This is a genomic window from Streptomyces umbrinus, assembly GCF_030817415.1.
GTDB lineage: Bacteria > Actinomycetota > Actinomycetes > Streptomycetales > Streptomycetaceae > Streptomyces > Streptomyces umbrinus_A.
On sequence record NZ_JAUSZI010000002.1, the window covers coordinates 5,072,020 to 5,097,976 of the forward strand.

General features: G+C 69.8%; 20 protein-coding genes. 6 read left to right on the plus strand and 14 right to left on the minus strand.

The window, feature by feature from the left end; translation table 11 throughout:
* Nucleotides 1-87: 87 nt before the first annotated feature.
* From QF035_RS22060 to rsmI, 12 genes are all read right to left on the minus strand, one after another.
* Nucleotides 88-1,944, minus strand: coding sequence for an outer membrane protein assembly factor BamB family protein (locus QF035_RS22060; protein WP_307522185.1), 1,857 nt, complete (start codon nt 1,942-1,944; stop codon nt 88-90).
* Nucleotides 1,945-2,041: 97 nt separating this feature from the next.
* Nucleotides 2,042-3,856, minus strand: coding sequence for an outer membrane protein assembly factor BamB family protein (locus QF035_RS22065; protein ID WP_307522186.1), 1,815 nt, complete (start codon nt 3,854-3,856; stop codon nt 2,042-2,044).
* Between the two features lie 213 nt (nt 3,857-4,069).
* Nucleotides 4,070-5,878: an ABC-F family ATP-binding cassette domain-containing protein gene (locus QF035_RS22070; protein WP_307522188.1), complete on the minus strand. Its 1,809-nt coding sequence runs from the start codon at nt 5,876-5,878 to the stop codon at nt 4,070-4,072.
* 216 nt (nt 5,879-6,094) lie between these two features.
* Nucleotides 6,095-7,360, minus strand: a complete 1,266-nt coding sequence (locus tag QF035_RS22075) for an IS701 family transposase (RefSeq protein ID WP_307517773.1) — start codon at nt 7,358-7,360, stop codon at nt 6,095-6,097.
* Between the two features lie 139 nt (nt 7,361-7,499).
* Nucleotides 7,500-9,509: a sensor histidine kinase gene (locus QF035_RS22080; RefSeq protein ID WP_307522189.1), complete on the minus strand. Its 2,010-nt coding sequence runs from the start codon at nt 9,507-9,509 to the stop codon at nt 7,500-7,502.
* 84 nt (nt 9,510-9,593) lie between these two features.
* Nucleotides 9,594-10,373, minus strand: coding sequence for an MHYT domain-containing protein (locus tag QF035_RS22085; protein WP_307522190.1), 780 nt, complete (start codon nt 10,371-10,373; stop codon nt 9,594-9,596).
* Between the two features lie 379 nt (nt 10,374-10,752).
* Nucleotides 10,753-11,673: a 4-(cytidine 5'-diphospho)-2-C-methyl-D-erythritol kinase gene (locus QF035_RS22090; RefSeq protein WP_373466699.1), complete on the minus strand. Its 921-nt coding sequence runs from the start codon at nt 11,671-11,673 to the stop codon at nt 10,753-10,755.
* Complete coding sequence (gene rsmA, locus QF035_RS22095; protein ID WP_307522192.1) at nt 11,670-12,530, minus strand: 16S rRNA (adenine(1518)-N(6)/adenine(1519)-N(6))-dimethyltransferase RsmA; 861 nt, start codon at nt 12,528-12,530, stop codon at nt 11,670-11,672. Before rsmA ends, QF035_RS22090 begins: the two co-directional genes overlap by 4 nt.
* 295 nt (nt 12,531-12,825) lie before the next feature.
* Entirely contained in the window at nt 12,826-14,193 is a 1,368-nt protein-coding gene (locus tag QF035_RS22100) for a resuscitation-promoting factor (protein WP_307522193.1), read from the minus strand.
* A 141-nt stretch (nt 14,194-14,334) separates the two neighbouring features.
* The gene (locus QF035_RS22105) at nt 14,335-15,207 is read right to left on the minus strand and encodes a TatD family hydrolase (protein WP_307522195.1); all 873 of its coding nucleotides are present in this window, start codon (nt 15,205-15,207) and stop codon (nt 14,335-14,337) included.
* A gap of 137 nt (nt 15,208-15,344) precedes the next feature.
* The gene (locus tag QF035_RS22110; protein ID WP_307522196.1) at nt 15,345-15,791 is read right to left on the minus strand and encodes a hypothetical protein; all 447 of its coding nucleotides are present in this window, start codon (nt 15,789-15,791) and stop codon (nt 15,345-15,347) included.
* Nucleotides 15,792-16,043: 252 nt separating this feature from the next.
* Nucleotides 16,044-16,898 carry a 16S rRNA (cytidine(1402)-2'-O)-methyltransferase gene (gene rsmI / locus QF035_RS22115; RefSeq protein ID WP_307522198.1) on the minus strand — a complete coding sequence of 285 codons (855 nt, stop codon included), beginning with the start codon at nt 16,896-16,898 and terminating at the stop codon, nt 16,044-16,046.
* 62 nt (nt 16,899-16,960) lie between these two features.
* Between rsmI and QF035_RS22120 the strand changes: the two genes are divergently transcribed.
* From QF035_RS22120 to QF035_RS22140, 5 genes are all read left to right on the plus strand, one after another.
* Nucleotides 16,961-18,703, plus strand: coding sequence for a dolichyl-phosphate-mannose--protein mannosyltransferase (locus QF035_RS22120; RefSeq protein WP_307522200.1), 1,743 nt, complete (start codon nt 16,961-16,963; stop codon nt 18,701-18,703).
* A gap of 983 nt (nt 18,704-19,686) precedes the next feature.
* Nucleotides 19,687-20,328, plus strand: coding sequence for an HAD family hydrolase (locus QF035_RS22125; protein WP_307522202.1), 642 nt, complete (start codon nt 19,687-19,689; stop codon nt 20,326-20,328).
* A gap of 112 nt (nt 20,329-20,440) precedes the next feature.
* A complete protein-coding gene (locus QF035_RS22130; RefSeq protein WP_307522204.1) occupies nt 20,441-21,631 on the plus strand; it encodes a helix-turn-helix domain-containing protein in 1,191 nt (396 codons plus the stop codon).
* A gap of 421 nt (nt 21,632-22,052) precedes the next feature.
* Nucleotides 22,053-22,274 (plus strand): hypothetical protein, encoded by a 222-nt coding sequence (locus QF035_RS22135; protein ID WP_307531327.1) that lies wholly within the window; start codon nt 22,053-22,055, stop codon nt 22,272-22,274.
* Between the two features lie 130 nt (nt 22,275-22,404).
* On the plus strand, nt 22,405-22,854 hold the full coding sequence (locus QF035_RS22140) for a DUF6415 family natural product biosynthesis protein (protein WP_307522206.1): 450 nt from the start codon (nt 22,405-22,407) through the stop codon (nt 22,852-22,854).
* Between the two features lie 203 nt (nt 22,855-23,057).
* Here QF035_RS22140 and QF035_RS22145 read toward each other — a convergent pair whose 3' ends face one another.
* A complete protein-coding gene (locus tag QF035_RS22145; protein WP_307522208.1) occupies nt 23,058-23,372 on the minus strand; it encodes a hypothetical protein in 315 nt (104 codons plus the stop codon).
* The gene (locus QF035_RS22150) at nt 23,369-23,875 is read right to left on the minus strand and encodes a DUF6232 family protein (RefSeq protein WP_307522210.1); all 507 of its coding nucleotides are present in this window, start codon (nt 23,873-23,875) and stop codon (nt 23,369-23,371) included. Before QF035_RS22150 ends, QF035_RS22145 begins: the two co-directional genes overlap by 4 nt.
* A gap of 349 nt (nt 23,876-24,224) precedes the next feature.
* On the opposite strand from QF035_RS22150, the gene QF035_RS22155 reads away from it, so the two are divergent.
* The gene (locus QF035_RS22155; protein WP_307522211.1) at nt 24,225-25,871 is read left to right on the plus strand and encodes a penicillin-binding transpeptidase domain-containing protein; all 1,647 of its coding nucleotides are present in this window, start codon (nt 24,225-24,227) and stop codon (nt 25,869-25,871) included.
* The last annotated feature ends 86 nt before the right edge of the window (nt 25,872-25,957 follow it).

A 25,957-nucleotide genomic window follows, 5' to 3' on the forward strand; every position in this document is an offset into this window, starting at 1 on the left:
TCGTGATCGACAGGCGAACGCCTGATCGGCGTACGGCCTGCCCGAGATCACTCGAAGACCTCGGGCAGCCGCCGGACGCCTACATGCCTACTTGGCGCCGAAGCCGATCGCCGCGTACTCCTTGTCGTCCGCGGAGTACGGCGCGCTGATCAGCTCCTGCGCCATGAAGAGCCGGCCGCCGGTGTACCGCATCTCCGAGCTGCTCGGGACGATGCTGCTGATCGCGCTGCGGATCTGCGCCTCGGCCGGGGTCTCCAGGAGCTTGGTCTCCTTGAAGGTCTTGCCGTCGAGGGAGACGACCTGGGAACCCTTGTCGTACGGGCCGTTCTTGAACGCGAGGACGTTGCCGCCGTCCATCCGGATCGGCAGGATCTCGTAGCCGTCGCCCGCGTCGGCCCGGTCGCTCGTGGGCTTGCCGGTGGCCAGCGAGAAGGACACGATCTCGTTGACCCGGGAGTACTGCTCGGCGCCCTCGTGCTGCTTGGTCGGCACGTACAGCCGGTCGTTGCCGACCGCGATGGAACGGCAGTTGTGGACCTTGTTCACACCGCAGTCGTGCTCGTACTTGCCGTCCTCCAGCGTGATCTTGGTGCGCAGCTTGCCGCTGTCGTCCAGCGAGAAGACGTCCGTCGCGCCGGACGCGGTGATCTCGCCGGAGTCCACCCCGAAGACGACCGGCTTGGTGGAGATGACCTTGGCGTTGTCGATGCCCGCGGGGAGCTTGTAGCTCCACTTGACGGTGCCCGACTTCGGGTCGAGCAGCTGGACCTCGTACTTCTCGTTGCCGTAGTCGCCGCACTTGCGGACCGCGACGAGCTGCTCGCCGCCCGCGTAGCCGACGTCCTCGCAGGTGCCGACCTTCGGCTGCCAGAGGATCTTGCCGTTGCTGATGTCGAAGGCGGCGCCGCCGTTGAGGCCGGAGCCGGCCGCGACCGTGGTGCCGGTGATGCTGACTTCCTTGAACGCGGCCTTCTCACCGCCGTTGGGGGCCACGGACTTCGTCCAGAGCGCCTTGCCGGTGTTCAGGTCGAACGCGGTGACCTCGGTGCACTCCGGGTACGGGTTCGCCTTGGTGCGCTTGGCGTCCTCGGCGACCACCACGGCGACGCCGTCCTTGGTGACCTCGGGGGAACCGGCGCAGGTCAGACCCGTCAGCGGCAGCGTCCAGGACTCCTTGCCGGTGTCCGGGTCGTAGCCGATGACCTCGCTGACGCCCGACTTGGCGTACACCTTGTCCGTCAGCCAGGAGCCGGCGACGCTCCAGACGTCCTTCTTGGGGACCTCCGCCGCGGGCAGCTGGAAGAGGAGCTTGGCGCTGGTGCTGGAGGGCACCTTCTCCGTGCCGCCTCCGCCGCCGCCGACGTCGTCGCCGCCGTTGTTGTCGTCCTTGCCCTCGGTGCCGCCGGGGCCCGCGGAGGTGTCCTTGTCGTCACTCTTGCCGGACGAGTTCGCGTACCAGACACCGCCGCCGACGATGAGCGCGATCGCCACGACGGCCGAGACGATGATCGCCACCTGCGGGTTGACCTTCCGCCCTCCCGACGGAGCCTGCGGCTGCATCGGCATGGTGCCCGGCTGCTGGTAGCCGTACTGGGGCTGCTGGCCCGGGTAGCCGTAACCGGGCTGCTGCTGACCCGGGTAGCCGTAGCCCGGCTGGGCCGGCGGCGTCTGCGGGGCACCCTGGGGCGCGCCGGGCGCCTGCGGGTAACCGTACGGCTGCTGCGGCGGGGCCGACGGGGGCCCGGCCGGGGGCGGGGTCTGGGGTGCCTGGCCCGGCGTCTGCGGGTAGCCGTAGCCCGGCTGCGGCTGCTGCGGGGGCCCGGCGGGCGGAGTGGCCGGCGGCGGGGTGGGCGCACCGAAGCCACCCGGAGGCGGGTCCTGCGGGGCGCCGAAACCGCCTCCCTGGGGCGGCTGGTTGGGCGGCGGGGGCGGCGGCTGACTCATGACGTGTGTACCTCGGATACGAAGGGGACGAAGGTCTGGTGGCCGTGGACGGGCCGGACGGGACGAGCGCGAGGGGCGTGCGGGAGAGCCGGCCCGGTCACTTGCCGAAGGCCAGCATCAGCTTCTCCTTGGACTCGTCGTTGCCCGTCAGGCGAGTGGTGGAGAGGTAGAAGCGCCCGTCCACGTAGTCGACGGCCTTCGAGAAGAAGCCGTCCTCGATGTCCGCGGTGCCCTGCGGGTTCTGCAGAAGCTTCCGAGGCGTGTGCGAGCTGCCGCCGGTCGGGATGGAGACGACCCGCCCGCCCGCGTCGTACGAGGGCTGCACGTAGGCGATCAGGTTCGTGCCGTCCAGCTTCATCGGCATCATCGCCTCGTCCGCCGGGGACTTGACCCGCCACTTCTCCTTGCCGGTCTCCAGGCTGATGGCGACGACCTCGTTGGCGCCGCTCTTCGCCTCGGTCGGCAGGTAGAGGGTGTTCGCGTCGGACGCCACGCCACCACAGCCCTGGAGGTCGCGCGAGAGGATCGCCCAGCCGCACTCGGGCGCGAACGACTCGTCGACGTCGACCTCCGAGCGGACCGAGCCGTCGTTCTTCAGCGCGGTGACGTTCCACTGCTTCTTGTCGGCGTTGGTGAGGTAGATGACGACGGGGTCGACGGAGTACGTCCGCTCCACACGCCAGCCCTTGGGGAACTTCTTGGTCCACTTGGCCTTGCCGGTGGCCGGGTCGAGTTCCTGCACCTCGTCGTGCTCGTCGTCGCCGCCGGCCCCGCAGGACGAGACGGCGAGCAGCTTGGCCCCGCCGGTGAACGCCGACGGGAAGCAGGAGGCGCCGTACTTCTTCTTGTCGTAGAGCTTGTCGCCGCTGGTCACGTCGTAGCCGACGCCGGACATGGAGCGGCCGACCATCAGCGTGTCGCCGACGATGTTCAGGCTGAGACTGAGGGCGCTGTCGAAGAGGTCGCCTTCCGGGATCTCCTTCGTCCAGCCCTTCTTGCCGGTGGCGAGGTCGAGTTCGACGACCTGGTTGCACTCGGCGGTGTCCTTGGTGCCTTCCTTGTACGCCACGAAGACCTTGTCCGCGGACGTCTTCTGCGGGGACACCGCGCAGATCTTCTCCGGGAAGGAGACCGCGGGCCAGGCGACCTTGCCGTCGTCGACGTTGTAGGCGAACACCTGCTTGTACGCGGCCTTCACGGCGACCTTGTCGGTGACCCACATGCCGGGGGCGTCGGCGCCCGAACCGGGGGCGTCGGGCGCCTCCTTGTACCAGAGCACCTTCGACTCGCCCGCCTGGCGGCCCTCGTTGAGGTCCTCGGTGCCCGCGTTGCCGTCGCCGTCGCCGTCACCGGGGTTGACCGGGGCGCCGGATTCCGAGGCCTTGCCGTCCTGGCTCTTGTCGGCGACGGGCTCCTTCTTGGAGTCGTCGCCGCTGCCGGAGACGGCCCACACGGTGCCGCCGATGACGAGCGCCGCGGCCAGCGCCGCCCCGATGATCACCGCGGGCTTCCCCTTGAAGGGGTTGCGCGAGCCACCGCCCGGCGGTGTCCCGGGCGCACCCGGGAACTGCGGCTGCTGCGGATAGCCGTATCCGGGCTGGCCGTACGGTCCCGGCTGCTGCGGCTGCCCGTACGGACCGGGCTGGGTGTAGGGCCCCGGCTGCTGGCCGTACGGACCCGGCTGGGCGTAGGGACCGGGCTGCTGCGGGTATCCGTATCCGGGCTGCGGCGAGGTCCCCGGCGCGCCCTGCGGAGGCGGCGGCGGAGTCCCCGGCGGCTGGGCGGGCGGCGGCGTGGCTCCATGCGGATCCTGCGGCGGACCGAAGCCTCCTTGCGGCGGCTGCCCCTGTGGCGGCTGGCCCTGCGGCGCTCCGAATCCGCCCTGCGGCGGCTGGTTGGGCGGCTGAGTCATCAGCGCGTTCCCCCTCTTCACTGATTTTTAGCCATGCCCTGCAGTACGCACCGCATTAGGCGATGCACTCACAGTGGTTGTCAGACTGCCCAAGAGTGTTCTCGGACGGCTCTTTCTATCACCATGACGCGCTCGAACAAGGGGCCGGTTCCTCCCCTGTTCCCAAGGGAGGACCGGCCCGTGATGCCCTCGTTATGCTCCTTCACGCAGCCTTCACGCGTCGTCTGCGAGCTCCAGCCAACGCATTTCCAACTCCTCGCGCTCAGTGGCCAGTTCGCGCAGGTCGGCGTCCATTTTCGCCACCTTCTCGAAGTCCGTGGCATTGTCGGCGATTTGGGTGTGCAGTCGGCTCTCCTTGTCGGAGATCTTGTCCAGCTGCCGCTCGATCTTCTGGAGTTCCTTCTTCGCGGCGCGTGCGTCGGCGGCGGAGACACCGGGCTTCTCGGCCGACTGGACGGGCGCGGGGACCGCGGCCGCCGCGGCCTCCTCCATCTTGTGGCGCCGCTCCAGGTACTCGTCGATCCCGCGCGGCAGCATCCGCAGGGTCGCGTCACCGAGGAGCGCGAACACCCGGTCCGTCGTGCGCTCGATGAAGAACCGGTCGTGGGAGATCACGATCATCGAGCCGGGCCAGCCGTCGAGGACGTCCTCCAGCTGCGTGAGGGTCTCGATGTCGAGGTCGTTCGTCGGCTCGTCGAGGAAGAGGACGTTCGGCTCGTCCATCAGCAGCCGCAGCAACTGGAGCCGTCGGCGCTCACCGCCGCTCAGGTCCCCGACCGGCGTCCACTGCTTCTCCTTGTTGAAGCCGAAGGTCTCGCAGAGCTGGCCCGCGGTCATCTCGCGGCCCTTGCCGAGGTCCACGCGGTCGCGCACGGCCTGGACGGCCTGCAGCACCCGCAGGGCCGGGTCGAGCTCGGCGACCTCCTGGGACAGGTAGGCGAGCTTGACGGTCCTGCCGACCGCGACCCGTCCGGCGGCGGGCTGTGTCTCGCCCTCGGACAGCGCGGCGTCCCTCATGGCCCGCAGCAGCGAGGTCTTGCCCGCGCCGTTCACACCGACGAGACCGATCCGGTCCCCCGGTCCGAGCTGCCAGGTCAGATGCTTGAGAAGCACCTTGGGCCCGGCCTGGACGGTGACGTCCTTCAGGTCGAAGACGGTCTTGCCGAGCCGGGTCGAGGCGAACTTCATCAGCTCGCTGCTGTCCCGCGGCGGCGGCACATCGGCGATCAGCTCGTTGGCGGCCTCGACACGGAAGCGCGGCTTGGACGTACGGGCGGGCGCCCCGCGCCGCAGCCAGGCCAGCTCCTTGCGGACGAGGTTCTGCCGCTTGACCTCCTCGGTGGCGGCGATGCGCTCCCGCTCGGCCCGGGCGAATACGTAGTCGGTGTAGCCGCCCTCGTACTCGTACACATCGCCCTTCTGCACGTCCCACATGCTGGTGCAGACCTGGTCGAGGAACCACCGGTCGTGGGTGACGCAGACGAGCGCGGACCGGCGCCGGCTCAGATGCTGGGCGAGCCAGGAGATCCCTTCCACGTCCAGGTGGTTGGTGGGCTCGTCGAGGATGATCAGGTCCTGCTCCTCGATGAGCAGCTTGGCCAGCGCGATCCGCCGCCGCTCACCGCCGGAGAGCGGTCCGATCACGGTGTCGAGCCCCTGCGGGAAGCCCGGCAGGTCGAGCCCGCCGAACAGCCCGGTGAGTACGTCCCTGATCTTGGCGTTGCCCGCCCACTCGTGGTCGGCCATGTCCCGGATGACCTCGTGACGGACGGTGGCCTCGGGGTCGAGGGAGTCGTGCTGGGTGAGCACACCGAGGTGCAGCCCGCCGGAGTGCGTGACCCGGCCGGTGTCGGCCTCCTCCAGCTTGGCGAGCATCCGGATCAGCGTGGTCTTGCCGTCACCGTTGCGGCCGACCACCCCGATCCGGTCGCCCTCGGACACGCCGAGGGAGACTCCGTCGAGCAGCGCACGGGTTCCGTACACCTTGCTGACTGCCTCGACATTGACCAGATTGACGGCCATCGCACTCCTGACAAGGGGGATCGATCGACCTTCCAGGGTAGTCGCCCGAACGGTTGATCCTTCCGCCCGTCCACTGGGCGGCTCCCGCAGCCCCCAGCCCCCTAGTAGTGCCTGGTCAGGTTGATATGGGTGTGGGTATGTCGCGGTGGCAGGTGGGGCATGCGCCGGTCCAGAGGGCGAGGAGTGTCTGCAGCTCGCGGACGACCTGGTAGAGGCTCAGGCCGGCGCTGGGTCTTTTGGGATCCGGGCCAGTCGCTGCAGGGTGCAGAAGGCGTGTGCGACGGAGACGAGGGTGACGTGGTGGTGCCATCCGTTCCAGGTCCGGCCCTCGAAGTGGGCCAGTCCCAGGGCCTGTTTCATCTCCCGGTAGTCGTGCTCGATGCGCCAGCGAAGCTTGGCGAGGCGGACCAAGGTGGTCAACGGCATGCCGGAGGGCAGGTCGGACAGCCAGTACTGCACCGGCTCGCTCTCACCGGCGGGCCATTCGGCCAGCAGCCAGCACTCCGGCAGTTCCGGACCGTCGACGTGCTGGCGGACCTCGCGTCCGGCGGGCCGGATGCGCAGGGCCACGAAGCGGGAATACATCCGTTTGCGGCCCGAGAGGCCGCTGCCGGGCCGGGAGCCCTCCCGCCATTGCACCGGCCTGGCCGCTTTCCGGCCCGCCGCGATGACCAGTTCCTTCACGGACCGCGGCTTGCCGGGATACTTCGCCACCGGCGGACGTCCGGTCCCCGAGTACGGCTCGGCCACCGGGGCGGCGTCGGCGCTCTGGGCCGAGAGCGTGGTGGAGATCCCCACCACGTAGTTCAGGCCGCGTTCCTGCAGTCCGTGCCGGAACGCGGCGGCGTCGCCGTATCCGGCGTCCGCGATGGCCAGCGGCACCCCGATCCCCCAGGAACGGGTCTCATCCAGCATGTCCAGGGCCAGCTGCCACTTCTCCACGTGCCCGACATCGTCGGGGATGCCGCAAGCCGTACGTCGGGCGATCTTGTCCGCATCGGACTTCGGCGAGGCGGGATCCCAGGTCCGGGGCAGGAACAGCCGCCAGTTGACCGCCGCCGAGGCATGGTCGGACGCGAGGTGCAGCGAGACACCGACCTGGCAATTGGTGACCTTGCCCGCGGTGCCGGTGTACTGCCGCGCCACACACGCCGAGGCCGTCCCGTCCTTGAGGAACCCGGTGTCGTCGAAGACGAAAGCGTCGGGCCCGATCGCCTCCTCCATCCGCCAGGCGAGCTGGGCCCGGATGCGGGCGGGGTCCCAGGGACTGGTGGTGATGAAGTTGGCCAGCGCCTGACGATTGCCGTCCTCCCCGAGCCGGGCGGCCATCGGCTCGACCGACTTACGCCGCCCATCGGTCAACAGCCCTCGCAGATACACCTGCCCCCACCGGCGCTGATCCTTACGCGCAAACGGCTCGAACACCTCCGCCGCGAACGCCTCCAACTCACCACGCACCACAGCAATCTCGTCCGGAGTCATACACCCTCAACGCCACACCAAGCCCCAAGGACACGCGTCACTCCAGCCAACCTGACCAGGCACTACTAGGGCCGCGGGGAACTGCGCGACAAGCCACATCGCGCCCGCAGACAACACAGACGACCTGGTACCGGAACGCTTACTGCCTCCGCTGGGGCGGTATCAGCGCCGAAGCCGGAGCCAAAGAGCGACCCCCCGCCCCCGACTCGGCCAGAGCCCGATCATGCACAGGCATGTCATCCCTCACCAGGTTCTCCGGAATGAGCACGGCAGCCGTGACACCCCCGCTCCCGGAGGACCGCAGCTCGACACTCACCCCCTGCCGCTCGGCCAGCCGGTTCACCACGATCAGCCCGATCTGCTTGGCGTCCAGCAGATCGACCTTCTCGGACCGGATCTTCCGGTTGGCCTCGGCCATCGCGTCCTCCTTCATACCGAAGCCGCTGTCCTCGACCTCGATGAGCAGTCCGCCCCGCACCCGCGCGGCACGCAGCTGCACCTGCGTGCTGGGCGGTGAGAAGGAGGAGGCGTTCTCGACGAGCTCGGCGAGCAGATGGATGACGTCGGCGACCGACCCGCCCGCGACGGAGACACGGGGCGTGGCCCAGATCCGTACGCGGGAGGCGTTCTCGATCTCCGCGACGGCGGCGCGGAGCACCTCCGACAGCGGGATCGGATCACGCCACCCACGGCCGGGCGCGATGCCGGACAGGATGAGCAGGCTCTCGGAGTGCCGCCGCATCCGGGTGGCGAGGTAGTCGATCCGGTACAGGTCCTGAAGCTCGGTCTGATCACGCTGCCGCTGTTCCATCCCGTCGAGCAGATCGAGCTGCCGGTGCAGCAGGACCTGGCTGCGGCGCGCGATGCTCACGTACACGCCGGAGATCCCACTGAGGAGTTCGGCGCGTTCCGAGGCGGCCTTGAGGGCGGCCCGCTGGACGGCGGTGAGGGCGGTGCCGACCTGGGCGAGCTCGCCGCCGGCGAGGCGCCGCATGGGTGCCTCGGCGTCGATGTCGACGCCCTGCCCGGCGTGCAGCCTCCGCATGGCCTGCGGCAGCCGGCGGCCGGCCACTTCGAGGGCGGAGTTGCGCAGGTCGAGGAGTTCGACGATGAGCCCGCGCCCGACGAGCACGGAGACGAGCAGCGAGAGCAGCACGCCGACGAGGCCCAGGACGACGGCGATGCCGGAGGCGCCGAGCGTGTCCCAGCCGAAGGCGTTGACCTGCGAGACGGCGGCCGTTCCAGCGCTCTTCTCGGCCTCGGCCAGCCCGCCCAGGACGGTCTTCGCGGAGCCGTCCCACTGCGTGAGGAAGCCCGCCGACACGGCCGAGGCGCCGGGCCCGGCGCTGCGCACCCGGTTCTCGATGGCCTGCAGACTCTCGTAACTCCCGCTCTGCAGAACGGTGTTGTACGCGGACCGGTGTCCGGGCCGGAGATCGGCGACGGCGGGCTCCAGCAGTTGGCGCTGGGTGGCGACGGCGCCGACGAACAGCGCGTACTGGTCCTTGGTGAGCGTTCCGGCGGCCCGGCCGGCGGCGAGGATCGCCTGTTCCTGGGCCAGTGCCTCGCGGGCACGGGCGAGTTCGAGGACGACCCGGGCCTCGGAGGCGGAGCTCGTGCGCTCCTCACCGGTGAGCGCGCCGGAGACGGCGAAGGCGTGCTCGATCATCGTGGAGTACGCCGTGTGGAGGTCGGTGGTCTTCGCGCCGTCGCCGGAGGCCTCGGCGCGCAGCGCGGGGAGGTCGCTCGCGTCGGTCTCCAGGCGGTCGATGCGTCCGGGCAGCGCGGAGTCGAGCAGTCCGGCGTCGGCGCTGCTGGCGTTGGCGCCGTCCAGGAGCTTCTTGGCGGCCGCGTCGGAGGTCCGGCCGGCGGCGCGCAGTTCGGCGGGGTCGCCCTTGCCGGGGGTGGCGGCGTACCGCAGGGCGGCGGTCCGCTCGGCCTGTACGGCGGTGACGAACCCGTCGACGGGGACGAGGAGTTCGGCGTTGACCTCCTTGGCCCGCTCGGTGGCGCCGATGCTGGAGGCTGTGGTCACCGCGGCGAAGCCCCACAGGGCCATCAGCGACACGATGGGGAGCATGAGCAGGGAGACGATCTTGGCTCTGACCGATCGGGGTCGCAACCGGTCGGGCGTGCGTCGGACACGCATGGGGGCACCTCGTTCAGGGAGGGGTGGGACGAGCGGCGGCCGGCCGGGAGGGCACGTTGCGGTCGCCCTCCCCCGGTGACCGGCTCAGGCGGTGGAGAGCTCGACCTGGCGCAGGAGTTCGGCGGCCACGGCGGACTCGGCGCGCTTGCCGGTCGGGGAGAGCGCGACGTACGCGGCGGCCAGGAAGAGGAAGGAGCCCAGGATGACGGCGAGGGGGAAGATGAACTCCGTGGCGGTGACACCCGCCAGGGCCGCGCTGCTCGGCGCGAGGGAGATGCTCACGGCGTACATCGCGGTGTAGTGCATGCTGCTGACCGCGAGGCCCATCACGAGGGCGGCCGCGGTGGCGACGACGGGGCCGCGGACGACGAGGCTGAGCGTGAGCGCGGCGGTCGCGGCGACGACGGCGATCGCGACGGAGGCGATGACCAGGGCCGGGTCGTACCGGACCGTGCCGTGCAGGTTGAGCGCCGCCATGCCGATGTAGTGCATGGCCGCGACGCCGAGGCCGGTGCCGAGCCCGCCGAGCAGCACGGCGCGTACGCGGGAACGGCCGTAGCCGGCGGTGAACACGCCCGCGCCTACGACGAGTACGGCGACGACCAGGCTGAGCACGGTCAGCGGGACGTCGAAGCGGATCGGCGTGCCGTCTACGCCGAAGCCGAGCATCGCGACGAAGTGCATGGTCCAGATCCCGGAGCCGATGGCGACCGAGGCCAGCAGCAGCCAGTTCCGTTTGGAGGAACCGTCCGCCTCAAGTGCCCTCACCGTGCACCGCAGTCCGAGTGCCGCGCCGACGCAGGCCATCGCACAGGACAGGACGGGAGTGACCCATCCGGCGCTGAAGTGGTCCATGTGACCCATGGGGAAACCCCTCTCGCCCGCCGCACGGCCTGACCGTACGCACGGAAGTACCGCCGGTAACAAGACACCGGAGGCGGCCGATAATGCCAGCCCGAGATGAGCGGCGGACCAGGACGAAAGGGGTCCAGCCGGGAGATAGATGTGAATTGAACTACGGTGACCTGCATAACACTTGACCTGCATTTACATGCAAGCGACCGGGCCAGACGGAACCTGCCGACTACCTCCACACGCCCCACACAGGCAGGCCTGGAACCGGTGACTCCCTTTGTGTACGAGACTCTGCGGGGCTCCTTTCAAGCCACCCGAGGGGGACTCACGTAAGGGGCGCGGGGAACTGCGCGACAAGCCCCCACGCGCCCGCAGCCGACGCACAACCTCAGAGCACAACAGCACCCGGCACGGGCCCCGCAGCAACGCGCGCAGCGCGACAGGTCCCCGAACCAACAAGCGCAGCCGCAACCTTCACCGCCGCGTCGGCGTCACGCACGAGAAACGCGGTCGTCGGCCCGGACCCGGACACCAGCCCCGCCAACGCCCCCGCGGAGCGGCCGGCGGCCAGCGTCAGGGCCAGCGAGGGCCGAAGGGACAACGCGGCGGCCTGAAGGTCATTGGAGAGGGCGCCCGCAAGCGCGACGGCGTCACCCTTGGCCAACGCCCCCAGAAGCCCGCCGGAGGCAACCGGCTCAGGCACCTCCACCCCTGCGTTGAGGCGGTCGAACTCCCCGTACACGGCCGGCGTCGACAACCCGCCGTCGGCGACGGCGAACACCCAGTGGAAGGTCCCCCCGACCTCCAGAACCCGCAGCTTCTCCCCGCGCCCGGTCCCGAGCGCCGCACCGCCGACCAGGCTGAACGGCACGTCGCTGCCCAACTCGGCGCAGATGTCGAGGAGTTCGTCGCGAGAGACCCCCGTACCCCAGAGGGCGTCGCACGCGAGCAGCGCGCCCGCGCCGTCGGCGGACCCGCCCGCCATGCCCCCGGCCACGGGAATGTCCTTGGCGATGTGGATGTGCACGCGGGCCTCGCGCCCCGTCCTCGCGGCGAGCTTCTCCACCGCGCGGGCCGCCAGGTTCGTACGGTCCAGAGGCACTTGGGAGGCGTCGGGCCCTTCGCAGGTCACGCGGAGGGTGTCCGCCGGGGTCACGGTGACCTCGTCGTAGAGGCCGACCGCGAGGAAGACGTTGGCCAGGTCATGGAACCCGTCCGGGCGGGCGCCGCCCACCGCGAGCTGCACATTGACCTTGGCGGGGACCCTTACCGTCACGCTCGTCGCGCCCGTCACTCCCGTCCCGCTCACTGCTTGCTCTCCGCGATCCGTGCGAACTCTTCGACCGTCAGGGACTCACCGCGCGCCTGGGGCGAGACGCCGGCCGCGACGAGGGCGGCCTCTGCGGCGGGGGCGGAACCGGCCCAGCCGGAGAGCGCGGCCCGCAGGGTCTTGCGCCGCTGGGCGAAGGCCGCGTCCACGACGGCGAAGACCTCGCGCCTGGAGGCGGTCGTCTTCACCGGCTCCTCGCGCCGCACCAGCGAGACGAGCCCGCTGTCGACGTTGGGGGCGGGCCAGAAGACGTTGCGGCCGATGGAGCCGGCCCGCCTGACGTCGGCGTACCAGTTCGCCTTCACGGACGGCACGCCGTAGACCTTCGAGCCGGGCGGGGCGGCGAGCCGGTCGGCGACCTCCGCCTGCACCATCACGAGCGTGCGCTCGATGGTGGGGAAGGTGTCGAGCATGTGCAGGAGTACCGGGACGGCGACGTTGTAGGGGAGGTTCGCGACGAGGGCGGTGGGGGCGGGGCCGGGGAGTTCGGTCACCTGCATCGCGTCGGAGTGGACCAGCGCGAAGCGGTTCGCGCGGGTCGGCATGCGGGCGGTGATCGTCGCGGGGAGCGCGCTCGCGAGGACGTCGTCGATCTCTACGGCGACTACGCGGTCGGCCGCCTCCAGCAGGGCGAGAGTCAGGGAGCCGAGGCCCGGGCCGACCTCGACGACCACGTCCTCGGGGCGGACTCCTGCGGTCCTCACGATGCGGCGCACGGTGTTGGCGTCGATGACGAAGTTCTGGCCGCGCTGCTTGGTGGGTCGTACGCCGAGGGCTTCCGCGAGCTCGCGGATGTCGGCGGGACCCAGGAGGGCGTCGGAGGTGGGGCTGCTCACGCCCCAAGGGTACGGGTGGGATGGGGCGGGCCCGTTTTTCGCCCCCGCCGCCCCTACCCTCCCCCACTCTCGGCTTCGCTCGAGCGGGGGGACCCCCATCGTCACTAACTCAGGGGCTCCGCCCCCGAACCCCCAAAAGACTGCGCAGTTCCCCGCGCCCCCAGGTCTTCAGGGGAGCGGGGAACTGCGCGACCAGCCACAACGAACCCGCACCCGACAACACACCCCACGGGGTCTGGGGCGGAGCCCCAGATGGACGGGAATGGGTAGGGGCGGCGGGGGCGAGGAAAAGCCCTCACCCCTGCAGCCGACCCCCACAATGCGGCCAAGGACTCGCCCCCCGCCGCACATACAGCTTCTTCGCGCGGAACGTCTGTTCCGCGGCAGGGGCGTCCTGGGGGCGCCCGGAGCCACCGAGGCTGTGCCAGGTCCGGGTGTCGAACTGGTAGAGACCCCCGTACGTGCCGGAGGAGTCCACCGCCCCAGGCCGCCCGCCCGACTCGCAGTGGGCCAACCCCTGCCAGTTCAGCCCGTCCGCCCCCTGCACGGACGTGGGAAGCGGCCTCGTCCCCACCTTCACCACCTGCGCCTGAGGCAGCTCGACCACCTCGGCCCCAAGACGCCGAGGCCGCTCCTTCACCCCATTGACCGTACGAAAGGCGTACGTGACCCGCCGCAACCCCGCCCGCCCCGCCCGCTCGACGACCTCCGTCCCCCGGAACAGCCCGGGATCCTCCGTCCGCCGCACCTCGAAGGGGATCGGCTCCTCGCGGACCTCCTGCGTGCCGATGATCCGCATGACGGTCACCGTCTGCCCGTCCCGCGGAAAGCTCCCGGGCGACACGGACGTGGTGTCCTCCCCGTGCAGGGTGATCCCGGCGTCCGCCACGACCTCGCGGACGGTCGCCGCGTTCGTCCGGACCGTCCGCGCCCGCCCGTCCGCCATGACCGTCACGGTCCGCTCGGTACGGACGTCGAGCGCGAGCCCCTCCCGCCCGATCCGCCGGGAGCGCGGAACGGACACGTACGCGCCCTCCGAACGCACCCCGAACTCCCGCAACGCGCCCTCCACGGTGTGGGCCGTGGTCCACACCCTGCTGCGCTGTCCGTCAAGGGTGAGGCGCACGGGCCGCCCGTACCGTACGGCCACCTCGTCCCCGCTGGTCAGCGCGGCTCCGGGGCCGGGCGCCACGATGTCGTGCGCGCCGATCTCGACGCCCTCGTCGGCGAGGAGTTCGGTCACGTCGTCCGCGAAGGTGTGCAGCGTGCGCGGCTTCCCGTCGACGTTCAGTTCGATCGCCTTGTCGTCGGCGACGAACGCGGTGGTGCCGCCGGCGAGGAACGCCACGACGAGCGCCTGCGGCAGCAGCCGGCGCATGTCGGGCCGCTCGGCGCTCCTCCGCCGCCGCGCGGCCCGCCGGGCCTCGGCACGGCCGCCGGGGCTCGGCATCTCCAGCGTGGGCGGAATCTGCCGGGGAAGCGTCGGAGCCTCCGGCCCGCGCCAGCCCTCGGGGGCGTACTGGCCGCCGCCCCCGCTCACATCCCCGCCCCCGCCCACGTCCTCGTAGGCGGGCCGGTACGTGTCCGGCTGTCCGTGACCGTGACCGTACGGCTCAGGGATCTCGTACGCCGGGCCATACGTCTCGTACTGCGAATTGCTCACTACGACACGCTCCAGGGATCCGATCCGGATCGGGCCAGAGGAACCTAGCGGAGGGTTCGTCACTCTCCAAAGCATCGTGACTACGCTGTGTCGCGAGGTGTCCCCCGGCCGGACCCCCGGAGCGGGCCCTGTCGTTACGGCTCAGAAATCGAACGCGCGGGCCGTGTTCGCCGAGATCGCCGTCGCCAGCGCGTCCTCGTCCAGACCCCGTACGGCGGCCATGGCGCGGACCGTGACCGGAATGAGATACGGGGCGTTGGGCCGTCCGCGGTACGGCGCGGGGGTCAGGAAGGGCGCGTCGGTCTCGACGAGGACCAGTTCGAGCGGGGCCACGGCGAGGGCGTCGCGCAGCGGCTGGGCGTTCTTGAAGGTCATGTTCCCGGCGAACGACATGTAGTAGCCGGCGCGGGCACAGATCTCCGCCATGGTGGCGTCACCGGAGTAGCAGTGGAAGACGGTCCGCTCGGGGGCGCCCTCCTCCTTCAGGACCCGCAGCACGTCGGCGTGGGCGTCGCGGTCGTGGATGACCAGCGCCTTGCCGTGCCGCTTGGCGATCTCGATGTGGGCCCGGAAGGACCTCTCCTGGGCGGCCTTGCCCTCGGGGCCTGTGCGGAAGTAGTCGAGGCCGGTCTCGCCGACGCCCTTGACCTGCACAAGGGCCGCGAGCCGGTCGATCTCGGCGAGCGCCTCGTCCAGCGCGCCGTCGCCACCGGGCTGCCGGGCGCCCTGCCGGGACCTGCCTCCCCCAGGGTCGCCGTGCACGATCCGGGGGGCCTCGTTCGGGTGCAGCGCGACGGTCGCGTGGACGGCCTCGTGGTCGAGGGCGGTCTGCGCGGCCCAACGCGAGCCCTTCACGTCGCAGCCCACCTGGACGACCGTGGTCACACCGACCGACGCGGCCTTGGCGAGGCCCTCCTCGACCGTGCCGGACTGCATGTCGAGGTGGGTGTGCGAGTCGGCGACCGGCACCCGGAGCGGGGTCGGCGGGGGCGGGGCTTCGGCGTTGGAAGGCATGCACCGATCCTACGAAGCCCGGTCCTGCGAAGGGGGCCCCGGGAGGTCTCGGGAAGGAGGATGCCGGGCCCCACGGTCCGCGAGGCGGGGGGAGGCCGCTGAACGTGGGGCCCGGCATCGGGCGGCGAACCGGAGGATCAGCTCGCCCTGCGGTGGTGGAACGGGTGCAGCAGATCGGAGAGGTGCCAGTGGTGACGCTCCTCGGCCGCTGACGGCTCCGCGTTCTCCGCCGTCTCCGGTGTCTCGGCGTCCGGGGCCTTCCGCGGCCTTACGGGCGTCGGCGGGCGCAGCGAGTTCTGCGCCGAGGAGACCTGCCCCGCGCGCATGATGCGGACGACATGGCCGTCGCAGTTCTGACAGCTGGGCCGGCTCAGCGGCGACGGCACGACCCGGCCGTCGGCCACGTACATGACGAATTCGGTGCCCTCGGCGTCGAGGTGGTGCTCGATCTCGTACGACTGCTCCCAGCCGTGCCCGCAGCGCATGCAGGCGAAGGAGTACGACTCATGGACTATGTCGGTCGCCGTGGTGCGGTGGCCAGGATCTCCAGTGATCTGCCCGGTCTGACCTGCGATCTCACTCATGCCAGCTCCTCTTGTCCGCTGGACTAGGACGGGTGCGTCCTTCAACCAGTGGACGCCTCCGCAGGCCGATGCGCACCAGACCTGTCGAGTGTTGGAGCCGTCTTGGCCTTTCCTTGTCGGAGCGCCCTCGGAACACGGTCTGAGCTTTGCTTTTCGCGATCGTCCTTTGCCCGCTCATGGGGTCGGGCGCGGCCGCCCAAACAGGAGTTCGGGCACGGCGGCTCGCTCAGGGATTCGGGCGCAGCCGCCCGCTCAGGGATTCGGGTGCGCCGCGTTCTTCGACGCGACGACCGCGTCGAAGACCTCGCGCTTGGGCAGCCCCGCGTCGGCTGCCACGGCGGCGATCGCCTCCTTGCGCCGCTCCCCCGCCTCCTCGCGCACCCGCACCCTGCGCACCAGTTCCTCGGCGTCGAGCGACTCGACGGTCTCCGGGGCGCCCTCCACGACGACGGTGATCTCGCCGCGCACCCCTTCGGCGGCCCAGGCGGCGAGTTCGCCCAGCGGCCCGCGCCTGACCTCCTCGTACGTCTTGGTCAGTTCGCGGCAGACGGCGGCCCGCCGGTCCTCGCCGAACACCTCGGCCATCGCGGCGAGTGTGTCGTCGAGGCGGTGCGGCGCCTCGAAGTAGACGAGCGTGCGCCGCTCGACCTCGTTCTCCCGCAGCCGCGACAGCCGCTCGCCGGCCTTCCTCGGCAGGAATCCCTCGAAGCAGAAGCGGTCGACGGGCAGCCCGGACAGCGCGAGCGCGGTGAGTACCGCGGAGGGTCCGGGGACGGCCGTGACCTTGATGTCCTTCTCCACCGCGGCGGCGACGAGCCGGTATCCCGGGTCGGACACGGACGGCATCCCGGCGTCCGTGACGAGCAGCACGCGCGCCCCGCCCACCAGTGCCTCGACCAGCTCGGGCGTACGCGCGGTCTCGTTCCCCTCGAAGTACGAGACGACCCGCCCGGACGGCTGTACGTTCAGCGCCTGCGTCAGCCGACGCAGCCGCCGGGTGTCCTCGGCGGCGATGACGTCGGCCCCCGCCAACTCGGCCGTCAGCCGGGGCGGTGCGTCCGCGATGTCCCCGATGGGCGTGCCTGCGAGTACAAGGGTTCCTGTCACGGTTCCATCCTCGCAGGGGCGGCCCACGGGACTCACACAGACCTGTTCCCTACGATGGCGCGGTGACCAGTACCGCGTCCTCCACGGACACCCGGCAGGGACAGGGCGTCGAAGACCAGCGGCCGTCGTGGCAACAGCGGCTGCGCCGGTTCGGCTACACGGCCCCGCCCAGAAGCGATGTCCGCGAACGCCTGGTGCCCGCGTACACCGAGCCCAGCCCGCGACTGTGGGCGGCGATCGGGCTCCGCCGGGAGGCAGCCGAACGCCTCGTCCGCTGGTCGGCGTGGGGAGGGCCGCTGCTCGTCACGCTGATCGCGGGCGTGATGCGGTTCTGGAACCTCGGCGGCCCGAAGGCGGTGATATTCGACGAGACGTACTACGCCAAGGACGCCTGGGCGCTCATCCACCGCGGGTACGAGGTCAACTGGGCGAAGAACGCCAACGAGCTGATCCTGCAGAACGGCGGCGACGTCAGGATCCCGACGGACGCCGCCTACGTCGTCCACCCGCCCGTCGGCAAGTACGTCATCGGGCTCGGCGAGTGGATGTTCGGGTTCACACCGTTCGGCTGGCGGTTCATGACGGCGCTGCTCGGCACGCTGTCGGTGCTGATGCTGTGCCGGATCGGCCGCAGGATCTTCCGCTCGACGTTCCTGGGCTGCCTGGCGGGCGCCCTGATGGCGGTCGACGGCCTGCACTTCGTGATGAGCCGCACCGCGCTGCTCGACCAGGTGCTGATGTTCTTCGTCCTGGCGGCCTTCGGCGCTCTGCTCATCGACCGCGACAAGGTCCGAGAACGCCTCGCCGCCGCGCTCCCACCGGACGCCGACGGCCTCGTACGCCCGGACGCGCGCATCGCCGAGGAAACACTCCTGGGCCGCCGCCCCTGGCGCCTGGCGGCGGGACTTCTGCTCGGCCTCGCCATCGGCACGAAGTGGAACGGCCTGTACTTCCTCGTCGCGTTCGGCCTGCTGACGGTCCTGTGGGACGTCGGCTCCCGCCGGGTCGCGGGCGCCCGCCGCCCTCACCTGGCGGTCCTCAAGCACGACGTGGGCTGGGCGTTCCTTTGCACGGTCCCGGTAGCGATCGCCACGTACATCGTGTCGTGGACGGGCTGGTTCCTCTCCGCCACCAACGGCAAGGGCGGCTACTACCGCGACTGGGCCACGGCCGACGGCCGCACCAGCAACTGGTCCTGGCTGTTCCCCGACTGGTGGCGCAGCCTGTGGCACTACGAGACCCAGGTGTACGACTTCCACGTCGGCCTGCACTCCCCGCACACCTACCAGTCGAACCCGTGGAGCTGGATCGTCACCGGGCGCCCGGTCTCGTACTTCTACGAGTCGCCGCTGCCCGGCAAGGACGGCTGCCCGACGGACGCGGGCGAGAAGTGCGCCCGCGAGGTCCTCGCCCTCGGCACGCCCATGCTCTGGTGGGCGGCCGCCTTCGCCGTCCTCTACGTCCTGTGGCGCTGGCTCTTCCGCCGCGACTGGCGCGCGGGCGCGATCGCCTGCGGCGTAGTGGCCGGCTACCTCCCCTGGTTCCTCTACCAGGAACGCACGATCTTCTTCTTCTACGCCGTCGTCTTCCTCCCCTTCCTCTGCCTGGCCGTCGCCATGATGATCGGCGCCATCCTCGGCCCTCCCGGCTCCACAGAACGCCGCCGCGTCATCGGCGCGGCCACGGCGGGAGTCCTGGTACTGCTGATCGCCTGGAACTTCATCTACTTCTGGCCGATCTACACGGGCGAGGCGATTCCTATCGACAGTTGGCGGTCGCGGATGTGGCTGGATACGTGGGTTTAGCCGGGCGGACACACCACGTTGGCGCGGCGGCCCGCTACGCCAACGCGGGTGTCGGCGGTCCTCAGCGGCTGTCGCCAGTCACCTTCGATTCCCGACCTGCTGTTTCCTTCAACACCTGCACCATTGCCCGTTAGCAGAAAGCTCGCGACGTTTCACTGAGTTCAACGTCGACAGACGCTCATACGCCAGGTTTCGCTACCCCCACAAGCTTGCTACCTGGACTTTCGCCTTCCTTCGCCATGCAAACGCCAGGGTTAGCCAGACGATGCACTAACGACAAAAGCCGCAAGTTGACCAACTGCCCGCCCGCAAGGGCTTGATGGACGCCGTTGACTTGGGGTTATCTCACCTAGTAGCACGCCAGGAAAGCAGACCTATGGCGCTCCGACCTCCTCGTGTACGCACAAAAGCCTGGCTTCGGGGATGTAGCCCAAAGCCAGGCTCGTGCGCGAGGTGGGGTGGGTCCGGCCGAGTAAGCGTCGGCCGGGCTCACTCATCTGCCCGACCAGCCGTCCGGCTCACCCCTCATGCGTCACAGAAAGTGTTCGACGCATCCCGCGATGGCAGTGATCGCTGTGAGGAACAGTGCCGCCAGCTGCTCCCAGTCCGGTCGCTGGCAGCGCCTGCGACACCTTCCCCGCCTCGTCGATCGCTCCATCTCGCCCGGCCCCCTGTCTCTCGACGTCCCCAACCGTGTTGGGACCTGCCCGACTTGGGCAGGCGTTCCGGGAGAGACGGCACCGGGCGTCTCGCAACTTACCGGCGCGCCAGGTATCCGCTCGACCGAGCTCACTATTCGCCAGCATCCGTCAGGCTCAACTACGGGGAAAGCCAGGCGCCTTGTCGACGCGCCACTGTGAGATTCAGTGCTCCGAGCACGGCAACTGGTTGCTGGGGAGGAATTCCGCGTGCGTCTGCCCGTTCGTCTCTGGGGGCGGGAACCGTCAGCGGACTACTTGCCGGGAAGCCGTAGGGTTCCCAGGGTGATTGCGACCATCGTCCTCGACGTCGGCGAGACCATCGTCCGCGACGACCGCTACTGGAATTCCTGGGCCGACTGGCTGGACATTCCTCGCCACACTCTCTCCGCCCTCGTCGGTGCCGTCGTCGCCCAGGGCCGGGACAATGCCGATGCCGTGCGTCTCGCCAGACCTGGGATCGATCTCCCCGCCGAGTACCGGGCACGCGAGGCCGCAGGCCGTGGCGAGGTGCTCGACGAAACGGATCTCTACGACGACGTCCGTCCGGCGCTGTCCGGGCTTCGCAAGCTCGGGATCCGTGTCGTCGTCGCCGGCAACCAGACCTCGCGCGCGGGCGAACTGCTGCGCGCCCTCGATCTGCCCGCGGACCTGGTTGTGACGTCGGGTGAGTGGGGCGTGGCCAAGCCTCAGCCGGAGTTCTTCGAGCGCGTTCTGGAGGTTGCTGGGGCGACGCCGGAACAGACGGTGTACGTCGGCGACCACCCGGCCAACGACATCTTCCCCGCGAAGGCGGTCGGGCTACGAGTGGCGCACATCCGCCGTGGGCCCTGGGGGCACCTGTGGGCGGACGACCCGGAGGTGATGGCGGCGGCGGACTGGCGCATCGACAGCCTCACCCAGCTCACGTCGATCATCGCGGACTGACGGCCACACAAAAGGTCCTCGAATTCGCCCAGGACTTGCTGGGCGAATTCGCGTGTGCGCTGCGTATCCGTACGGGTACCGTCCGGAGCAGACGCACCGAACTGGAGCCTGTATGTCCGCACCGCCCGCTCACGGCGGGGTAGGCAGGCGTATCGCCTACTACCGCAGCGTCGTCCGCCCGAAGATGACGCAGCAGCAGCTCGCCGACACGGCCCACATCGCCCTCGGCACCATCCGCAAGATCGAGCGCGGTGAACGCGGAGTCACCGACGCAACCCTCGAAGCCATCGCGGCCGCCCTCGGCGTCGACCCGGCCCGTCTCCACACCGACCGAGGCCCCGCGCATACCGCCGTACATGACGCGCTGCCCGCGCTCTCCGCCGCACTGGCCGCCTACGACATCCCGGAAGACGGCCTGGTCCGCCCCCTCTGCGAACTGCGCGCAGCGGTCGGCGAAGCTGTCCAATGGCGCCTCGCCGCCCAGTACACACGCATTGCCCGTGAGCTCCCCGACCTGCTCTCCGAACTCGCACGCGCCTATCACGCCGCCTCTGCCCACGAGCGGCGTGGACTGGCCGACCTCCTGGTCAACGCCTACCGCTCGGCAGATGCTGTCGCCTACAAGTTCGGCGCCCGCGACCTTTCCGCACGCCTGGTCGAACTCATGCGGTGGGCCGTCCTCAAGACCGGGGATCCGCTGCTCACCGCCGCCGTGGCCTACGTACGGACGGAGACGTTCTTCGCGGCTCGCGCACACGCCACGGGGCTTCGGGCCCTGGAACAGGCCATCGACACCGCACCCGCGCCCAACACGGCATCTGAGACAGCGGCGAGGGGCGCCCTCCACATGCGGGCCGCAGTCATCGCCGGCCGGGCCCGTGATGCCACGGCCGCGCAAACCCACCTCGCAGAGGCTCGCGCCCTCGCAGAGCAGACAGCCGAGGATGTCTACTACGGCACCGCGTTCGGCCCCGACTCCGTCCGTATCCACGAGGTGTCCGTCGCGGTCAGCCTCGGAGACGATCACGTCGGTCGCGCCCTCACACTCGCCCACGAGTGGAAGCCGCCGGCCGATCTGCCGGCCGAGCGGCGCTCCGGGTTCTACATCGAACTGGCCCGCGCCCAGCTGTGGTCAGGGCACGTGGACCACGCCTTCGATTCTCTGAAGGCCGCACGCCGGATCGCCCCGCAGCACACCCGCGAGCACCCGTGGGTCCGCGAGGACACCGCCACGCTACGCCGGTTGAAGCGCGCCGAATCGGAGAGCCTCACAAACTTCGCGGAGTGGTGCGCGGCCATCTGACGAAGGTCGACTACCCCTCGCTGGGGTACTTGTGGCCCTTGCCCGCCCCCACCATCTGTCTCACGAACAGAGACCAGCAGATGGGAACGGGGAGGAGATCGACAATGCGCCTTGTATCAGAGGTACTCGAATGGTTGAGAGCGCTCCTGTTCGGTTCCGGTATCGCCACCAATCGTGAGCGGGCCGGTGCCGAGTCGGCCCCACCGGAGGCTCATGCGCCGGCACACCAATCGTCAATCGGGGAGTCGGCCCATCCGCCTCCACGGACGCGACAGCTCCGAACTCCACACGTGTGGCGACCGCCGCGAACTGTCCTCGCGGCTGAGGCCGACCTGGACGTCCTGGTACGCGCCTACGTGCCGCCGCCCGAGGAGTGCGCCCGCCAACTGTGCGTGTATGTGAGGGAGAGCCGGTGACAGGGATGCAGTACGCACCCGCTCTCGGCGACACCGTCGAGGACATCCAGCGGCAGACGATCGGCAGAGTCATGGGCTTCGTCGGTCCGTACGTGCAGTTGCGGCCGGTCGACGGCGGGCGCGAATGGGACGCCCGCCGGGAATGGCTCCGGCCCGTGTCCCTCACCGAGGCACTGAGCGCGGGTGTGGCAGCGGCCAACGCCCGCTCCCGGGGTGAGCGCTCATGACGGTGAACGCCTCGCTTCCGGTCGACACCGCGACGATGTACGCCACCACAGCGCTGGTGCTCGATGAGAACGCCGATCTGCCCACACCGACGAACTGAGCAATCTGACCCTGCTCTACCGAGGTCACCTGATGCTGCTGATCCCTGAAGTGGAGAAGGCCGGCCTCGGGTTGCCCATGGACGAGACAGTCAGGCGTAGCGCCTATGCCGGGGTCGCCGAGGCCCGCACCCGCCTGGACCTCGAAGCGGGCCCCACACTGCCCGCCCAGGTGGCCCACGCCCAGCGCCTCGCCCGCTCGGTCGTCTGCTTCCTCGGCCATCTGGAGAATCCGGGGCGGGCACCCGACGCGCCCAACCACCCATCCGCAAAGGAGGACCTGGTGACCGAACCGACCACCGAACGAGAACGGGCCACTGAACCTGTGGGACCAGGTCGAAGACGCACTGACGACATGGCAGGAGGCAGGCTCGCCCGATCAGACATCGTTCGGGATGACCGTCACGGACCTGAACCAGATCGTCTGGCTGGGGCATCCAGAAGGGCCGTGCTGGCGATTGCCGAGCTGACACGGTTCGAGTAGCTCAACCATTCGTCCGAGGAAGCCCGTTGGCCGCACCGCGCTGGTCGGCCAGGGGCCGAGGTTCATCGCGCCCGCGGGCTTCCGCCGGCCGTGCTCCCAACCCCTCTCGCCCCTCGTCGGGGGTCAGGAGCACGTCGTCGAGCACCGGGCCGTCACGCCCAGTCTCTGACGCCCAGCACCGGGCCCTCACCCCGTGCTGGGCGTCACCTCAGGCCGAACGCCTCCATCACCTTGCCGATCGACTCGATCACCGGCGCCCCCGTCGCCCCCAGCAGCGCCGCGATTCCGCCGATGGTGCCGAGGGCCTGGCGGAAGCGTTGGCGGTCCACCGGGCCGTCGGTGTCGAGGATGCCCAGGGTGTCGTCGATCAGCGTTCGGTCCGACTCGGAGACGTGCGACCGGATGGCCAGTACCGAGTTGATCATCTGTTCGTGGGCCGCTCGCTGGTCCACCGGGCCCTGGCTCTTGACCATTCCGATGTTGAAGTTGCCGAACTGCATGACGCTGTCGCCGGTCACGCGATCACCTGCCCCGTGTTGTGGTCGCCGAACTGGTAGATGCTGTCGCCGTTGATGTTGTAGGTCGGCATTTCGTAGCGGAACTGGATTTCCGGGTTATCCATCGCTTCCATGAGCTGGTGGAAAATCTTGTCCATCAGTCCCTTGTCGTCACTTGTCAGTGCGGTCTGCGGGGATCCCGACGTCGTGATCTGCAGTACGTACAGCGCCGGAGCGTTCAGTACCTTCTGGAGCCGCTGATAGTCGCGAGCGATCAGTCCGGCACCGACGATCAGCAGCAGGAAGCCGAAGAGGACCGACGCCGACATCAGCCCGAGTCCCGCGAACACCAGGATCAGCTGGAGCACCAGCCTCTTCACGAACTCGGCCTTGGCCTTGCCGTAGTTGGGCACAATTTCCCGCATCGACGTCCTGGCGATGTTGCGCAACGGATAGGTGTCCGAAGCCACCCACAGGGCGCCCTTGCTGACTTGGACTTCTGTAATCCCGCGCGAATACCCCACTCATCCCCCTCATTTTCGGTGCGAAGCGACGACACTCAAACACACCGAAGGAATCGGCGAACAGCAAAAAGAACGCTGATCCGATATTGAGAACGCGGTGACGATCTCCGTCTTTTTGTGATTGATTTCCGTCGGCGTCGACCGTTCCCGAGGGGGCGCGCGGACAGGCACAGACAGTCACGGACGGTCACATATGTGATCCGCACCCGAGTCGTCGTCTCTGTTCGGTCAACTTCTGGGCACTGCCGCCCCAGCCGTCACCCCTCCCGCATACAGTGCCAGCATGGACACCTTTCTGAACGTGTTCAGAAAGGTTCACGGGGAACGGGGACGGGGAGGGGAACGCGCGATGCGCAACGGGGCCAAGGCCGCCATTGTGGGCGGGGTGTTCGCTGTGATGGTGGGGGGCGCCGGGTACGGCGCGTACAACATAGTCAGTGCGGTCAGCGGCGACAGCGGCTCGGCCGGGACCACGGCGGAGAAGAAGACCGGGCCGCCGTCGGGGGACGAGGTCGAGGAGACCAGCAAGAAGTTCTTCGCGGCCTGGCAAAAGGGCGAGGCGGCCGCGGCCGCGGCGGAGACGAACAACGCGCAGGCGGCCGGGCCCCTGCTGGTCGCCTACGGCGGCCAGGCGCACATCACCAAGGTGAAGATCACGCCCGGTACGCCGACAGGCACGACCGTGCCCTTCTCCGTGGCGGCGACGGTCTCGTACAAAGGGAAGAGCAAGCCGCTCGCGTACGAGAGCGAACTGACCGTCGTGCGCGGGAAGACCACGGGCAAGGCGCTGGTCGACTGGCGGCCGTCCGTCGTGCACCCGGAGCTGAAGACCGGCGACACCCTGGTCACAGGCGAGGCCGCGAGCCCGCCCATCGAGGCCGTGGACCGCAACGATGTTGTCCTGACCAAGGAGAAGTACCCGTCCCTCGGTCCCGTCCTGGACACGCTGCGCGACAGGTACGGCGACAAGGCCGGCGGCACGCCCGGCGTCGAGCTCGCGATCCGGCACGAGAGCGAGAGCGCGGGAGACACCTCGCTGGTGACCCTCGCCAAGGGCGAGGCGGGCAAGCTGCGCACCACCTTCAGCGCGGGCGCGCAGGCGGCGGCGGAGAAGGCGGTCAAGCAGTTCGCGGAGTCGTCGGTGGTCGCCGTGAAGCCGAGCACCGGGGAGGTGCTGGCGATCGCGAACCACCGCGAGGACGGGTTCAACGCGGCGTTCGAGGGCAGGGTCGCACCCGGCTCCACGATGAAGATCATCACCGCGGCGATGCTCATCGACAACGGCGTGACCTCGATGAACAGCCCGGCACCCTGTCCGCCCGACGCCGTCTGGATGAGCACGAAGTTCCCCAACCTCAAGGGCATGCAGCCCAACGAGGGCGCCACGCTCGCCAACAGTTTCATGCGCTCGTGCAACACGGCCTTCGTGAAGCTCATCGACGGCACCGACGAGAAGCCCCTCACGGACGAGTCGCTCACGACGGAGGCCCAGGAGCGGTTCGGCCTGGGCAAGGACAACTGGAAGACCGGGATCGTCTCCTTCGACGGCAGCGTCCCCGCGTCCGGCGGCCCGAAGCGCGCGGCCAACGCCATCGGCCAGGGCGACGTCCAGATGAACCCGCTGAACATGGCGTCGGTCACGGCGACCGCGATCACGGGCACATTCCGGCAGCCCTTCGTCGTGTCGCCGAAGCTCGACGACCGCCGACTGGCCACCGCGCGCGGCCTGTCGAGCGACACCGCCGCCCAGCTGAAGCAGATGATGCGGCTCACCGCGACCAGCGCCGGCGGCACCGCCACGCAGGCGATGTCCGGGCTCGGCGGCGACATCGGCGCCAAGACCGGCTCCGCCGAGGTCGACGGGCAGGGGACGTCCAACAGCTGGTTCACCGGCTTCCGGAATGACATCGCCGCCGCGGCCATGGTGCAGCAGGGCGGCCACGGCGGCGACGCGGCAGGCCCGATCGTCGCCCAGGTCCTGCGGGCGGGAGGCTGAAAGCGGGGGCTGAGCCAAGAGAGGGCGCCGTTCCACAGGTGTCCGAACTCACCCTCACAGGGCGGGACTCTAGGGTGGTGACTCTC